14 protein-coding genes are annotated in these 15107 nt (G+C 35.1%); 9 read left to right on the top strand and 5 right to left on the bottom strand.

Annotation, left to right across the window (positions count from 1 at the left end; genetic code table 11):
- The first annotated feature begins 21 nt into the window (after positions 1 to 21).
- On the top strand, positions 22 to 840 hold the full coding sequence (locus tag MKZ14_RS11535; protein ID WP_339279868.1) for a radical SAM protein: 819 nt from the start codon (positions 22 to 24) through the stop codon (positions 838 to 840).
- Between the two features lie 87 nt (positions 841 to 927).
- Here the strand turns inward: MKZ14_RS11535 and MKZ14_RS11530 are convergent, their stop codons facing one another.
- Positions 928 to 1077 (bottom strand): hypothetical protein, encoded by a 150-nt coding sequence (locus MKZ14_RS11530; RefSeq protein ID WP_016992948.1) that lies wholly within the window; start codon positions 1075 to 1077, stop codon positions 928 to 930.
- Positions 1078 to 1339: 262 nt separating this feature from the next.
- On the opposite strand from MKZ14_RS11530, the gene MKZ14_RS11525 reads away from it, so the two are divergent.
- Positions 1340 to 1789 carry a GNAT family N-acetyltransferase gene (locus tag MKZ14_RS11525; RefSeq protein ID WP_333004359.1) on the top strand — a complete coding sequence of 150 codons (450 nt, stop codon included), beginning with the start codon at positions 1340 to 1342 and terminating at the stop codon, positions 1787 to 1789.
- A 214-nt stretch (positions 1790 to 2003) separates the two neighbouring features.
- Positions 2004 to 4160, top strand: a complete 2157-nt coding sequence (locus MKZ14_RS11520) for an ATP-dependent helicase (protein WP_339279867.1) — start codon at positions 2004 to 2006, stop codon at positions 4158 to 4160.
- A 64-nt stretch (positions 4161 to 4224) separates the two neighbouring features.
- On the opposite strand, the gene MKZ14_RS11515 is transcribed toward MKZ14_RS11520, so the two are convergent.
- The gene (locus tag MKZ14_RS11515) at positions 4225 to 5094 is read right to left on the bottom strand and encodes a LysR family transcriptional regulator (protein ID WP_339279866.1); all 870 of its coding nucleotides are present in this window, start codon (positions 5092 to 5094) and stop codon (positions 4225 to 4227) included.
- Between the two features lie 182 nt (positions 5095 to 5276).
- On the opposite strand from MKZ14_RS11515, the gene MKZ14_RS11510 reads away from it, so the two are divergent.
- Entirely contained in the window at positions 5277 to 6170 is an 894-nt protein-coding gene (locus MKZ14_RS11510; RefSeq protein WP_333004364.1) for a DMT family transporter, read from the top strand.
- Between the two features lie 160 nt (positions 6171 to 6330).
- On the opposite strand, the gene MKZ14_RS11505 is transcribed toward MKZ14_RS11510, so the two are convergent.
- Positions 6331 to 6774 carry a methyltransferase domain-containing protein gene (locus MKZ14_RS11505; protein WP_333004366.1) on the bottom strand — a complete coding sequence of 148 codons (444 nt, stop codon included), beginning with the start codon at positions 6772 to 6774 and terminating at the stop codon, positions 6331 to 6333.
- A gap of 406 nt (positions 6775 to 7180) precedes the next feature.
- Positions 7181 to 7456, bottom strand: coding sequence for a YqhV family protein (locus tag MKZ14_RS11500; RefSeq protein WP_026023565.1), 276 nt, complete (start codon positions 7454 to 7456; stop codon positions 7181 to 7183).
- Positions 7457 to 7809: 353 nt separating this feature from the next.
- Between MKZ14_RS11500 and MKZ14_RS11495 the strand changes: the two genes are divergently transcribed.
- The 4 genes from MKZ14_RS11495 to MKZ14_RS11480 all read left to right on the top strand — a co-directional run bounded on the left by MKZ14_RS11495 (position 7810) and on the right by MKZ14_RS11480 (position 11806).
- Positions 7810 to 8520 carry a cytochrome c biogenesis protein CcdA gene (locus tag MKZ14_RS11495; RefSeq protein ID WP_333004371.1) on the top strand — a complete coding sequence of 237 codons (711 nt, stop codon included), beginning with the start codon at positions 7810 to 7812 and terminating at the stop codon, positions 8518 to 8520.
- Positions 8521 to 8734: 214 nt separating this feature from the next.
- Positions 8735 to 9163 (top strand): redoxin domain-containing protein, encoded by a 429-nt coding sequence (locus MKZ14_RS11490; protein ID WP_333004372.1) that lies wholly within the window; start codon positions 8735 to 8737, stop codon positions 9161 to 9163.
- 442 nt (positions 9164 to 9605) lie between these two features.
- Positions 9606 to 10145: a VTT domain-containing protein gene (locus MKZ14_RS11485; RefSeq protein ID WP_333004375.1), complete on the top strand. Its 540-nt coding sequence runs from the start codon at positions 9606 to 9608 to the stop codon at positions 10143 to 10145.
- Between the two features lie 125 nt (positions 10146 to 10270).
- Positions 10271 to 11806 carry a multicopper oxidase domain-containing protein gene (locus tag MKZ14_RS11480; protein ID WP_333004378.1) on the top strand — a complete coding sequence of 512 codons (1536 nt, stop codon included), beginning with the start codon at positions 10271 to 10273 and terminating at the stop codon, positions 11804 to 11806.
- Positions 11807 to 12258: 452 nt separating this feature from the next.
- On the opposite strand, the gene MKZ14_RS11475 is transcribed toward MKZ14_RS11480, so the two are convergent.
- Positions 12259 to 13686, bottom strand: a complete 1428-nt coding sequence (locus tag MKZ14_RS11475) for a serine hydrolase domain-containing protein (protein ID WP_333004379.1) — start codon at positions 13684 to 13686, stop codon at positions 12259 to 12261.
- 559 nt (positions 13687 to 14245) lie between these two features.
- Between MKZ14_RS11475 and MKZ14_RS11470 the strand changes: the two genes are divergently transcribed.
- Positions 14246 to 14740, top strand: coding sequence for an NUDIX domain-containing protein (locus tag MKZ14_RS11470; protein ID WP_333004381.1), 495 nt, complete (start codon positions 14246 to 14248; stop codon positions 14738 to 14740).
- Positions 14741 to 15107 lie beyond the last annotated feature (367 nt).

Genomic DNA, 15107 nt, shown 5'->3' with positions numbered 1-15107 from the left:
CACATGGAATGGAGGGTCCGTATGAAAAGCGAATTATTCTATAAGCATCCAAAAACCATTTTGAATAAAGGGACTGGCTTTCTTTCTGGCTATACGCATTCACTCAATCCTTATACAGGCTGTTCCTTTGGATGTTCCTATTGCTATGTACGTCAAATGCCTGTATCTCTTTTTCGAGAAGGGGAATGGGGAAGTTGGGTCGATGTTAAAAACGGTGCGGCGCATGTGTTAAAAAAGGAGCTTCATCGTGCCAAAGCCAAAGGGCCTGTAACCATTTTTATGTCCTCAAGTACAGACCCGTATCAGCCAATAGAGCATAAGGAAAAAGTGACGCGATCTTTACTCGAAGTGATGCTAGAGGATCCCCCTGACTTCTTATTTGTACAAACGAGAAGTCCACTTGTCAGTCGAGATATTGATTTGCTGCGACAATTTAAAGATAAAGTACGAGTAAGTTTGACAATTGAGACAGATTCGGAAACGATACGTAAACATTTTACGCCAATGGCACCTTCAATCCAAGCGCGTTTTAAGACATTGGAAAAATTAGCAGCTGCGGCCATTCCGACCCAAGTTGCTATCGCGCCCATTTTACCAAGTGGAGAATATTTTCCTTTGAAATTGAAGCAACTCGTCGATCGGGTATGTATAGATGACTACTTCATGGGAGATGGCAGTGGTGGAAAACGCACAAGAAAACTTGAGATTGAGAAAAAATATGACCAACTTGGTTTAGAAGAATGGTATGGACCAGATGTAATAAAAAAAGTATACAACCGATTTATTGAAATCTTTCCAGAAAATCATGTTTATATAAGTCAGGCTGGGTTTGAGCCGTAAAATGCTGTAATAGATGGATTATAAAAATAGCCCCAATACCCATCTTTACTGAAGTGAGTATTAGGGTTTTTTCACATGATCATATGATTAACGTTTGTTTTCATTTTGAATTTGACTGAAATCTACTTCTTCAGCAAACTCTTCTCTGTTTTTACGTTCATTGTTAGCATTTTGATTTTGATTTTGCTGTTTTTTGTTGTCTTGCGTTTTATTATTTTTATGTTTATTATTTCCCATTTTCATCTCACCTCCAACACCATTAGTGTGAGTGGAAGATATTTTTTTATCCGTAGAACTTACAAATTAATTCTTCAAGTAATGTGCTTTACTTTATTAAGGAGTACAGTATGACTGAAAATTTACCTAATTTATTTCTTAGATCATCAAAATAATATAAGATGAAAGTAAACAAGCTATATGTTTTAATAACCAGGTATCCGAAGTAATTGTGAAGAATGGTAATGCACCAACAACAGATAGCACTTAAGGAGGTACAGTAGTGAACCAACACAACATAATTATTACGCAATATAACCCCCAATATGCTGAACAAACAGTTGCTATGTGGCGAGATAGTAAGGAACAGGCGATTGGTCAGAAAGAAATTCACACCTTTGAAAGTCATGTATATTTCTTAAATCATCTATTAGCTGAACAGTTTCACATCGATTTAGCGTTAATGGATGAAAAAGTGGTTGGAATGATAGCCTATAACGAAGGCGAAATAAGCCAACTATATATTCATGTCGACTATCAAGGGATGGGCATAGGTCATACATTACTAGATAAAGTAAAAGCACAATCAAATGGGCGATTAACTTTATATACATTTGAGGTTAATGAAAATGCCCAACGATTTTATGAAAAACATGGATTTAAAATCATAGGGAGAGGACATGAAAATGAAGAGAATTTAGCTGATATTCAATATGAATGGATAGCCAAATAAAAAATTTCACTAACGAGCTACTAAAAAGCGTATATACGCTTTTTTTTTGATATGATCTAAAAATGATGGAGAGGCAAACAATCCCCTTAATTGCTATCATCACTCGAATGAGTAGTCGTCGAGCTGCATTTAGTTGCTTTTAATGATCTTAGGAAGTTAATCCATATCATCTGGTATAATAGAAAATAGATTTTTTTAGAACGGAGTAATTGATATGAATGCAGCGCAAAAAGCATTTTTTGAGGAAAAGGAGCGGTCACTTGGCGTTTATCTAAATGATGTGCAGAAGCAGGCGGTGTTGCAGACGAATGGACCGCTGCTACTACTGGCATCTCCTGGTTCAGGAAAAACGACGACGATTATTATGCGTATTGGCTATATGATCGAGGCGCTTGGTGTTAAGCCTGCTCGCATCAAGGCTGTCACATTTAGTAAGGCATCAGCAAATGATATGAAGGCACGTTTTGCAAAGTTTTTTCCGCATTTGCCACCAGTTGAATTTTCGACGATTCATAGTTTAGCATTTCAAGTTGTGCGGGAGACACTTGAACGTCAGGGCATTTCTTATGGGATTATGGAAGAAGCGGATCAGCCTGGTGTTATGTCAAAAAAACGAGTGCTTCGTGAGATTTTTGAACAATTAAATGGCTCGAAAATTACGGAAGATCAGTTAGACGAGCTACTGACGTACATAACGTTCATCAAAAATAAAATGCTGCCAGAACAGGAATGGGCAATTGCAGAAGTAAAGGTGCCAAGAAAAGTCGAGATTTTACAGCATTATGAGGAATATAAGCGCACAGCTAGTGACCGATTGCTCATTGATTTTGACGATATGCTGTTAATGGCGAATGATATTTTTACGAAAAATCGAGAGGTGTTGGCGCAATATCAACGTCGATACGATTTTTATTTAACGGATGAAAGTCAGGATACATCGCCTGTTCAATATGCGATCATCGAGAAGCTCGTCACAGTCCATCAAAATTTATGCGTCGTTGCCGATGAGGATCAGGCCATTTATAGCTGGCGCGGTGCAGAGCCAGATTATTTGTTGAATTTCCAAAAGATTTATCCAGAGGCACGTGTTTTACTAATGACACAAAACTATCGTTCATCTGCCTCGATTGTAGAGCCAGCCAATCTTTTCATTCAGCGAAATAAAAAACGATATAACAAACAAATGTTTACGCAAAATCCTGCAGCAGAGCCAATCTCATTTAAAATCCTAGAGAATTACAGTTTACAGGCTAAATATGTAGTGAATCAGTTAAAAAATTTGTCTAAGCCTGGCTCAACGGCTGTTTTATATCGAAATAATACGTCAGCCATTCCACTTATGGACGCGTTAGACAGAGCGGGTTTGCCTTTCTATATGAAAGATTCCACCATTCGCTTTTTTACGCATTGGGTTGTGGAGGATATTATGAACTTCATGCGTCTAGCGTACAATACAAAAAATATCTCGATATTTGAAAAAGTTTACAGAAAAATGAATGCTTATCTTACACCAACGCAATTAAAGGCACTGCAGAAAGTGCAGGAGGATGGCTGTGTATTCACACGATTGTTAGAGCATGTGGAATTAAAGGAATATCAGCCAGAATATATTAAGCGAATTCGCAAAACGTATGATAGCATTCAATTTGATCAAACAACACCAACAGCCATGCTAGAGCATATCCGTTATGACTTTGGTTATGAACGTGCCTTAAAGAAAATGAGCGAGGACCTCGGTTTTAATTATGAAAATTTACTAGATATTGTGGATGTACTTGGGCTAATTGCTCGCCATACAGCGACGATGACCGAATTTGCGGGTCGTTTGAAGTACCTTGAAAATTTAGCACGTACATCTCATCTGAAAAATGAAAAGAATGCCATTACACTAACAACCTTACACAGTTCAAAGGGCTTGGAATTTGACCGTGTATATTTGATTGACTTAATTGATGGGATTTTACCTAGTGAGACGGAAGAAGCGATAGAGGAAGAAACAAGGCTCTTTTATGTCGGTATCACACGTGCAATTCGCCATTTGGAATTAATTTCGTACAACAAGCGCTTTAAAGCAAGTGTGGTGCCATCGATGTTTATGAACGCGTTAAAACAAATCGTCTCACCTCAGGAGTTGCCAAAGAAAGCGTCGAAAAGTCCAAGGAAAGCACCGAAGCAATACCGTAATGATCGGACAATTACAACGGAGTCAGCGCTAATCGTCGGCTCCAAGGTAAAGCATGTGATGTTTGGAGAAGGCGAAATTTTGGCCATCACAAGTAGCACGATCAAATTGTCATTTGATGCAGGGATAAAGCAGTTTATGACGGATACATGTTTACAGCAAGGCTATTTAGAAGCGGTGGAGGATTAATGCAGCGTATTCGAGATTTTTTCGAATACGCTTTTTTCGTAGTGCAAAATAATAGCTAAACTTCTTATTTTCTCTTTCGATAGGATAAATATTCTATAAATCTCTTTGCTGCAAGTGAAAGCGATTTTTGCTCTCTCATCGCAATTCCAATAGTTCGAAAAGCAGGAACTTCTAGCTCTTTCGCGATAATTTGGTAAGGAATGCGTTCTAAAATCAGTTCAGGTAATATACTGATTCCTAATCCATTTTCCACCATTGACATAATGGCGTAGTCGTCCCATGTTGTAAAAGAAATTTGCGGCGAGATATTGTGCCTGTCGAAAATTTCGGAGATTTCCGCTTTTGCGCCTTTTTCTAAAAGCATGAATGGACTGTTCAATAGTTCACTTATAGGAAATTTATCGCAATCAGCGAGAGGATGATCTTCAGGAATGACTACCAACAAACGGTCTTGCTCCACAAAGATTGTTTCCATTTCCGCTTTTGTTGGCAGTCGTAAAAATCCAAAGTCGACCCTACCTTCGATAATCCAGCTTTCGATTTCGGTGTAATCTCCTAATAGTAACTCGAAATCAATCCCTGGATAATCCTGCTTAAAGAATTTGATCATATGAGGTAGCCAATGTGTTGCTACACTAGAAAATGTACCAATTCGGATGATTCCTGATTGGATATCAAGTAAGTCTTCAATCTGCATCATTAACATTTCATGCTCATTACATATACGCTGTAATTGGGGCAGTAACTTTAAGCCATCAGATGTTAAACTGATTCCGGCACGACCTCGTTCAAAAAGGGAAATTCCCCATTCTAATTCTAAATCGTTAATCATACGGCTGATGCCGGACTGTGTATAGTTTAATGCATCAGCAGCTCTTGTAAAGCTCCCATATTCTACTGCTTTGACAAAGGCCATATATTTTTGGATATTCATAACGCTATCTCCCTTGCATGCTATTTTGTTATGTATCCCATGACAAACATTCAATTTTGTAATACATATAAGTATGCTATGCTATTCCCATTACAAAAGCAAGTGGAGAGGGAGTGGAAGAAGAGAGAGGAAAAAGCACCTAAGAGTACCTATTAAATTGCGGTAGGTTAGGGGAGTAAATCATGAAATCTAAATTTCAATTTATCGTATCGATGATTATTTTTGGCACAATCGGTTTAGTTGTGCGTTACATTGATTTAGCGGCGAGTGAAAGAGCTTTACTAAGTAGTTTACTAGGATGCTTATTTTTACTCCTAATCTTCTCCATAATGAAGAAAAAAATATCCTGGAATTTAGTAAAATCGAATGCTTTATTTTTGATTCTCTCAGGCGTTGCATTGGGAGGAAACTGGATTTTTCTCTATCAATCCTACGACCACACGTCACTTGCCAATGCCACACTAGGATATTACTTTGCGCCAGTATTTGTAATGATTCTTTCACCTGTTGTACTTAGGGAACAATTATCCATTAAAAAAATAATATGCATTGTCATAGCAATTATCGGGATGATAATGATTGTAGGAGAAGGGGTGGGTGCAACGGAATCAGATGATGTTCTTGGACTTACCTTTGGATTGATGGCAGCTGCTTTTTATGCGGCATTGTTACTGTTAAACAAATTTATTAAAGAGATGGACAAGCTAGAGCTGACCATTATTCAACTTGGAACGACTGCATTATTACTGCTGCCGTATGTTTTTTTGACAGAAGGCTTTGGGGTCTTTGGATTATCAAGCGCATCTATTCCTTTTATTTTAATTTTAGGTATCGTTAATACAGGGATTGGATTTTGGTTGTTTTTCTCGGGAATGGAAAAATTGAAAGGGCAGAGTATTGCGATGCTCAGTTATGTCGATCCTTTTGTAGCAATATTGATTTCTGCAATGATATTGCAAGAGCAAATGACCCTAGTACAAATTATCGGCGGGGTATTCTTATTAGGTTCCACATTTGTTAGCGAAATTCGATCCTTTAACTTTTCAAAACAACTCATGAAAAAACAAATAGAGTAACAATTTATCACGGGAGACTTAAATCGATAGTACATGGTATTCAACGTTTATAAGGTTATTCAATTACTAAGACAACAATCAGCCAATTCATGGTGGCTGACTGTTGTTTTTAAACTCTTGATAAGATGCTTGAGCTTCTTGGATGAGTTTCTCCAAAACGTTAAATATGCCCTTCAGAAAGTTTAAGAACTTCAATATATCTATACATACCCTTTAACATAACAGATTCATCTCTTATAATTCTGAGCCTTTGATCATTTTGTTTAAACAACTCCTCAAAACTTCGACCAATATCTGTTCCTAACATACTTATAAATGGCCCTACCAATTTTTTTGTTAGCGTTAGTTTTTGATTTTTAGGAGCAAATTTATCAAAGATAAGAATTCTACCATCCTTCTTTAAAACTCTTATCATCTCTTCAAAGCATTTATTTTCATTAGGAACCACAGAAAGAATTAAACTAGCTACAATATAGTCAAATGATTCATCTGCAAAAGACATTTTTTGAGCATTCATTTCTAAAAAATTGAATATATAGGGAAGGATGCAGGAGATTTGAGTTATGTAAGGAAATAGGTGTTCCTTAACTACAGAGAAAATCAAAGAGAGAGGAACATCTTTACTAATACCTTGTAGTGCAATGTTAAATCTGAATAGAATTTAAAAATGGGTTACTGAGGTAATGTAACCCATATTGAGGGAGGTTGTGACGGTCAACCAACGCCACAACCGGATAAGTGCGTGCGAAACACTTAATATAAATTTGTGTAAGTAAAGGCTAATTATACATAAAAAAAAGCAGCGTCGTCACACGCTACAGAATAATTATTTTTTTAATGGACTGATGATTCATAAAAGAGTTTAACAAATGAATGGAATCATGCTATAAAATAAATGTTCGATACAGAAGAAAACTTGGGTCCAAAAGGTTGTTAAGATCAATCTACTTACTAATATTTTCGCCAAAATCATATTCTGACACTTGTATGATTTTGGTGAATTTTAGTATTTACTTTATATGTGAGCTAAGAATAATTAGTGTTATACCCGTAAATAAGCAAATGATTCTCGTCACAGGAATTTTATCAGCTAGTCCAAATAATGCAATTGCCGTCGTGACGATTAAAACTGTTGGACCAACCAAAGCAAGCATTGTATTAATATAAAATGCTTTTTCTAAATTATTCAGCTTTAGCATCAACAATCCAGCACTTACTTCAATACTCCCAGACAATACACGTAAAATAACCATAGCAAGAACCGACTTTTCAATAATTGTCATCATCCTATCTTTATAGAAAATTTCGTTTATAATAAAATTCCATCATGAATAGAATAATAGATTTTTGTTTGTATGAAATACTAAAATCAATATATGTCTGACTCCTATCTAATATTCTTGTTAGATTATGCTTTAAACCCAGGAATATAATGAAAAATTTATTCTATGCTAAATGAGCTGTGTTTCTATAGTTGAAACACGGCTCATTTTTATTTTTAATCCTAATTTAAATTAATGATCAAATAGAAAGGTATCAACAATACATTTCCATATAACTCAGCATATGCATATATTCTCCATATTTATAGTCTATACTTTATTTTCAAACTGACTATAGAAAGGTTGAGTGAGCGTATTTGTTAGAACAATTAAATTTACTTCTTGCATTTGGTGCTGGATTATTATCATTTGTATCACCTTGTTCATTACCATTGTATCCAGCTTTTCTATCTTATGTGACAGGAATATCCTTTAATGAACTAAAAGAAGAAAAAGGGATTTTGAGGCGAAAATCTCTGATACATACCCTGCTTTTTTTACTTGGTTTTTCTATTATTTTTATGGCACTAGGTTTTTCAACTTCTTTTATCGGACAGATTTTTATTCAGTATAAAGAGTTCCTAAGACAAATTGGAGCAATTATCATGGTCTTTTTTGGATTAGTTATTCTAGGTTTTTTTAAAATCGATATTTTACAATCTGAAAAAAAGATTCATTTTAAAAAAAGGCCCAAAGGATATTTTGGTTCGGTACTGATTGGAATGGGTTTCGCAGCAGGATGGACACCTTGCACTGGACCAATTCTTGCAGGAGTAATAGCTTTAGGAGTGTCTGATCCTGAGAAGGGGATGTTGTACATGCTATTTTATGTGCTAGGTTTCTCTATACCTTTCCTTATAATGTCTTTATTTATCGGAAAAATGAAGTTTCTTCAAAGAAAAAATGGACGGTTTATGAAAATAGGTGGTGCAATAATGATTGTTATGGGAATTTTATTGTATTTTGATATGATGACTAAAATTATTGCGTTTTTAACACCGATTTTTGGAGGGTTTACTGGTTTCTAGTTTTACATCATTTAAGAGAGGAAGGAACTCAACTTAATTATGGATAAAAAAAAAGAGAAGATTTCTTATGCGTTCAATTCTATTAATTGTATTATTTGGGGCAATATTCTTCACAGTCTATACAACTTTAACTCAAGATAAAAATGAAGTATTAAAAATAGGGACAATGCTCCAAATTTTACTCTAGTTGATATGCATGGGTGATAAACATAATTTGGAAGAATACAAAGGACAAGGCGTCTTTTTAAACTTTTGGGGGACTTGGTGCAAACCTTGCGAAAGAGAATTTCCAATTATAGATAGATATTATAATGAATATAAAGAAAAAGGTATACAGGTATTAGCTATAAATATAGCAGAATCCGACTTCGTGGTTCAAAATTATATCGACCGAAAAGGGCTAACTTTTCCGGTTTTAATAGATAAAAATAAAAGTGTAATGGAAGCATATAATATCAATCCATTACCAACGACTATTCTTATTAATTCTGAGGGGACAATGGACAATAGAAAAAATAATCACTGGAGAAATGAAAGAACAAGATATAAAGAATTACATGGAACTAATTCTACCAGACTAAATAATTATAGTTGCTACATTTACAAAATGAAAGGGATGAAAGGGGGAAACTGCGAGAATTGATTCCGCAGAAGAAACTTATCTTCTCCGTAAGATGTTTGACGAGTCGATTTTGACAAATTGAACATCTTTTTTATGTAGACACTAGCAATTGTCAAAGCCGCTAATAATTTTATCACAGAGAGAACGTTAGATTTACAAGCAAAAAATTTTAGTGGAAGTACAATAAAAGAAATAACAAATTATTTAACAGGGAATACCAGTCATCACCAAAGATTGAAGGGGGATGGATACAGGTGAGTCCCATCAAACTTAAATTTACATACAATGGTACTATTATCTGTGGGAAATGATAGGAAATAATGCATCTACGTAAGGGAATTAAAATATTGGATAAGGGAGCATTTTTTAATAGCTATGACGCATTAGGCGAACAGGCAGTTGTTGTTTATTAACAATAGTTCCTTATATGCAAGTAATAGGTTAAAAAAGATAGCGTTGAATCATGGAAGAAAAATTACTTCAATTACTAGAACAATCGGGATTATTTGCAATTTTGGTTAGTTTAATGATAAATACTTTGGTAAGTATTATAGGTGTACTACCAAGTGTTTTTGTTACAGCTGCTAACCTTGTGTTTTTTGGCGTATTCAACGGTTTGCTGATTTCTATTATCGGTGAATCAATTGGTGCAGTTATTAGCTTTATTTTATTTAGAAAAGGAATCAATAAATGGAAAAGACCGTTTGTATTGCACCCTAAACTTTTAAAATTAAAGGAGTTGGAAGGATCTGATGCATTTTGGATAATTGTTAGTTTAAGGATTTTACCTTTTATGTCATCAGGTCTTGTGACTTTTACTAGTGCATTTTCTAAGGTGTCTTTAGGCACATTTGCGCTTGCTAGTACTATTGGAAAAATACCAGCCTTAATCTTTGAAGCAGGAGCCGTATATGGTTTTATGCAAGTAAATTTAATAGGGAAAATTGTAATAAGTATCTTATTAATGTCAATTATCATTTTGATTTGGAAAGTTAAGAAGTAAAAAAAGTCATATCAATGTTTTCTTAGATAGAGTGGTTAATACTTGTCTCATTTAATTACAAATCCATAATTTCTCCATACTTCTTTGTTATAGTGCCTATGTAAAGAATAAAAGGAGGAAACATAATGAAATCTAAACTTTTGATTGCTTCATTATTGGTAGGCGCTATTATAATTGGGGGATGTAGTGCGGGTAATTCGGAATCTAATAATAATTCAAATATGGACCATTCTACTATGTCTGGTATGGACCATTCCAATATGAGTAATGAAGAAATGAAAAACATGGAGGGTATGGATAATAAAGATAGTAGCATGGAAAATGGTCATGCGAGTCATAACAATCCATTAGCATTAAATAATTCAACTGGGGAAAATGAGCTTGCGCTCCCACCTATAATTGAACCTAAAAATGGAATTGTTGATATTACTGCTCAACAAGGTACGACAGAAATTTTTAAGGGAACTAAAACAGAGACATATGGATATAATGGTTCTTTTTTAGGGCCAATCATTCGTATTCATAAAGATCAAACGGTAACGTTTAGAACTAAAAATGATTTATCTGAACCAACAACATTTCACTGGCATGGATTAGAAATCCCTGGTAATGGTGATGGCGGTCCACATCAAGTCTTAGAGCCAGGTGTAACAGAAGATGTGAATTTTACAGTTAATCAAGGAGCATCTACGCTGTGGTTCCATCCACATCCAGAAGGTGCTACAGCAGAGCAAGTATATAAAGGTTTAGCGGGCTTAATTTATATTGATGATGAAAATTCGCAAAAAATCAATTTACCAAATGAGTATGGTGTGAATGATTTTCCGTTAGTATTCCAAGATAGACAATTTACTGAAGAAAAGCAATTAAATTATCAAGCAGTGCTGAATGAAGATGGTACAATAGGGGATACTTTGTTAATTAATGGTACCTTAAATCCTAAACTTACTGTTGGTAAAGAAAAAGTAAGACTACGATTATTAAACGGTTCTAATGCTCGTAATTATACGTTTAAATTGAATAATGGAGCTACATTCCAACAAATTGCTACTGATGGAGGTTTCTTAAATCAACCAACTGATATGAAAGAAATTACCTTAACACCAGGTGAGCGAGCAGAGGTAATAGTGGATTTTTCAAAGATGGATGACAAAACTGATATAGCATTAATAAATGAAGAAGGAATTACCCTTTTACCATTTAAAATTGAACAAAAAGCTGCAAGTACAAGTAACATTGCACAAAAGTTAAATGATTTTGGTGTTACGGAAGAGGAAAAAACCTTACCAGTTACAAAGAAACTTGAACTTTTTGGTATGGGCACAATGGTTTCAATCAATGGTTCACAGTTTGATATGAATCGCATTGATTTCACTCAAAAACAGGGAGATACTGAAATTTGGGAAATTTATAATAAACCTGATATGATGGGTGGCATGACACATCCTTTCCACATACATGGCACTCAATTTAAAATCGTGTCGATTGATGGGAAAGAACCGCCTTTAAATTTAAAAGGGTGGAAGGATACGGTTTCAGTTGAAGCTGGTCAAACAGTTAAATTAGCAGTGAAGTTCAATAATAAGGGCATTTACATGTTCCATTGCCATGTCCTTGAACATGAAGAAAATGGGATGATGGGTCAAGTTGAAGTAAAATAAAAATAGTTTAAAAACCTCCATATATTTGGAGGTTTTTTAGATGTCATTCAAGAGTGGATTTTAAACGACTTAAAACACCAGATAAAGCCATTTCGAGCCATTTAAATGCTTTCTGTTGCTTTAAAGACTTCTAGGATACGACCTTTTTGTAACTTAACAATTAAATAAGCTACCATTAGTCTGAAAACTAATTTTTGTTCAACAAACGGGCAAGCTTGTTGAATAACAGTCTTTTAAGAAATGTTACCTAACGACGCTTTTGTAAAAATAATATTGTTGTTTTTATTCCACGAACAGAGCAGGTTAGTGGAAGCAATAGTAATTAGGTTTGATTGGGAAAATTGTCGATGGTATTAAAAAAACACCGAAGTGCCTTATGTTTTTCAAATTAAGCATACCAATAAATTGAAATTTAATTACTTAACATTATGTTAACTTGGGAGCGAGGCATTTTATCGGTGCGTGTATACAAACCATGTAATGCTGGCTGTTAATAATGCTGACGAAATCAACGCTGTAAGAATACTATATGTTTGCCAAATAAGTATCGTTGACCAATCGATAGCATAGCACAGTATACCAAGGACAATCGTAGCCATCAGGAAAATAACTGTTATGATTATTCTCTTTTTTGTCATTGGCTGTCTCTTATTCATTTTCTTTTTTCGTAATCCTAAGAGAAATAGCAGAACAGCCAATAGGCAAAGAATAATAGTGATAGACGACAAAATGATATCCAAAAGCTGTGTGCCACTTATTTCATATGACTGAGTTAGATTGCCGTCTAATATATCTTTAACTTTTAGTACCAAGTTTATATTGGTATTTGCGCCGTTGCTCAGCAAGCAGACGGCTGTTCTGTCATTTAGCAGTATGGCTACTTCGGTTCGGAAATTTGGATTGCCCCCAGTGTGTTCGATAATTGTTTGGTCGGCGTTTACCGACCAGCCTGCCGCATAATACATATCGTTGACAGCCGAGACAGACATATCACCCCTATGTGATTTTTCGATAACCGTGTGAAATATTTCGGGTATGTCCTGCACAATACCCATCTGTATGCCCATCCAACGTGCCATATCTTTTGTATTAGAAATGATGTAGCCTGCGAGTTTGTTCCCAGCATAATCCGGAGCTTTAAATGGAGTTGTCATAAAAAAGGAAGAACGGTAGCCTTGTGCCAACTGTCCAGTGGCTTGGGCATCTTCTTTATAAACATACGTCTGGTAAAGACCTAACGGCTGAAATACTTGTTCCTTCATAAAGTCTTCATAGCTTTGTTGCGACACAATCTCAATAACCAAACCCAATACGTCATAATTAACGGTTCCATAGTTATACTGTTCACCAGGAGGGAACGCCAATTCAGCATCTACGAGCATTTCCACAGTCTTTTGCAACATATCCGGTGTATTGCCTTGTGGAATATTTTGAGTATGCCTAATATTTGTTAGACCACTGGTATGGTGAAGAAAGTTATTTAGTGTAAGGCTTTGCGTATCAACAGGTTTTCCTTGATACTTTAACGTAAACCAAGGTAAATATTTTTGCACAGGGTCCGTCATTGAGAGCAGCCCTTGCTCTTCCAACAGCATAATACCCATACCAGTAAAAGCTTTACTGACTGAGGCTAACTCATAGAGTGTATTTTCACTTGCAGTCAACCCCTTTTCACGGTCAGCATACCCTGAAGAAAAGTAGAACACTTCATCATCGACAATTATTGAGATTGAAATTCCTGGCACACCTGATATACGAGAGGCATCATCTAGCAACGCTTGTATTGCCGCAGATTTCGAATCTGACAGTGCATAACTTTGTGTTGTGGATCCTAAGAATAATATAATTATCATTAATACAACAACAATAATCTTTTTCATAAACACTCCTTTTTGAAAAATTATAAGAGAATAATATAAATAACATACTTTTACAACTACTAAACTAAATTATAACTTATCTTTCTATTCACCTTTATAATATTAAGTAAAATGTGAAGAGTTACATTTAACGAACAAATACGTTAGTTCAATAAGAAAAACGATCTTCAACAATAGGGTGAGATTCTGTAATAAGGATTAGCGCTCGTTTCATTAAAGGGCCAGATTGTGGAATACAAGTTGTAAAACAATCAAGAAATCTATTACCATGAGAGAGGCTTTGCTGATAAGACTTTTCAATCTACTAGATGACGAGAACTCGAATAAGAGTCAGAAGCCTCATTCTTTTAAACGGACCAATATGCAAATTCCAAATATATTCTATTGGCATAAGAATGGTTACTCGTAATATATTCTACAATTGATGCAACATAAAGAACTTATATTTACCACGTTTTAAAATCTATTTCCGGTTTGTTGTATAAGAGGGATTTTTGAAACAGTGTAGAAAGTTAATATTAGGTGATAAATTGCATTTAACAGGAGATGGGATAGATATATGCAGACGATTTTTGTAGACTGGGGTGGAAATAATGTGAAGCTAACTTGGATGCCTCGAATGAAATTAACAGAATCTTTCATAGTGACGAGTGTTCATGCAGTGTGCTTTAGAGATGGGAAAGTGTTATTATCACAAATAAAAAATCGAGGGTTTAATTATCCAGGTGGACACGTAGAGATTGGGGAGAACGTAGAAGAAGCTATACTACGCGAAACATATGAAGAGGGGTATGTAAAGGGAACAATTAAATACATAGGTTCAATTGAAGTAAGCCATAAAGAAAATCTGTCCTTTGATTCAAGTGGAAAATATCCATTGATTGCTTATCAGGCATTTTTTAGAATGGATGTTACCGAATGCTTACCTTTTCTCCGAGAACATGAATCATCTGCTCGAATTTGGGTAGAACCCTCTGAAATACCATTTGTAATTAATGACCATAAACTTTCAAAATTAATCTTAGACGATGCGTTAACCTTTTGTTCTTCTTAAACTAACGTGTGCTTTAATTTAATAACAACGATCTTCAACAATCGGACTCTTTCCTGGAAAAAGGAAAGCTCATTGTTCAGTTTAAGGGCTATTTAATTGAATAACGTTTTTAAAGGAATTATGTTGAAAATTAGGTTAGTTGGAAAAGTAATGTACTTAACTAACTGGGAAGGTTAAAGTAATAAGGATTTAATGAATTTCTAAGCAAGAAGGGTTATCGCTGTGTAGTCTGGAATAGTTAGTTTATAAGTTTCTTTTTAACTTAATTAACATTGCGATTGGAGTAAGCAACCCGTCCTAGATTAGAACGGGTTAGCTCATCTGAGATTATAAAATTAGCTATATTATCACTTTATATTACTTCATC

Origin of the sequence: Lysinibacillus sp. FSL P2-0066 (genome assembly GCF_037969495.1) — a bacterium.
Lineage (GTDB): Bacteria > Bacillota > Bacilli > Bacillales_A > Planococcaceae > Lysinibacillus > Lysinibacillus boronitolerans.
Note: the sequence above shows the minus strand (reverse complement) of the source record. Positions and strands in the feature narration are given on the sequence as shown.

Coding starts and splice junctions, on each gene's coding strand:
- MKZ14_RS11485 (WP_333004375.1), top strand. CDS start 9,606: ATGGAAGAAAAATTACTTCAATTACTAGAACAATCGGGATTATTTGCA.
- MKZ14_RS11500 (WP_026023565.1), bottom strand. CDS start 7,456: ATGATGACAATTATTGAAAAGTCGGTTCTTGCTATGGTTATTTTACGT.
- MKZ14_RS11470 (WP_333004381.1), top strand. CDS start 14,246: ATGCAGACGATTTTTGTAGACTGGGGTGGAAATAATGTGAAGCTAACT.
- MKZ14_RS11530 (WP_016992948.1), bottom strand. CDS start 1,077: ATGGGAAATAATAAACATAAAAATAATAAAACGCAAGACAACAAAAAA.
- MKZ14_RS11515 (WP_339279866.1), bottom strand. CDS start 5,094: ATGAATATCCAAAAATATATGGCCTTTGTCAAAGCAGTAGAATATGGG.
- MKZ14_RS11520 (WP_339279867.1), top strand. CDS start 2,004: ATGAATGCAGCGCAAAAAGCATTTTTTGAGGAAAAGGAGCGGTCACTT.
- MKZ14_RS11475 (WP_333004379.1), bottom strand. CDS start 13,686: ATGAAAAAGATTATTGTTGTTGTATTAATGATAATTATATTATTCTTA.
- MKZ14_RS11510 (WP_333004364.1), top strand. CDS start 5,277: ATGAAATCTAAATTTCAATTTATCGTATCGATGATTATTTTTGGCACA.
- MKZ14_RS11480 (WP_333004378.1), top strand. CDS start 10,271: ATGAAATCTAAACTTTTGATTGCTTCATTATTGGTAGGCGCTATTATA.
- MKZ14_RS11535 (WP_339279868.1), top strand. CDS start 22: ATGAAAAGCGAATTATTCTATAAGCATCCAAAAACCATTTTGAATAAA.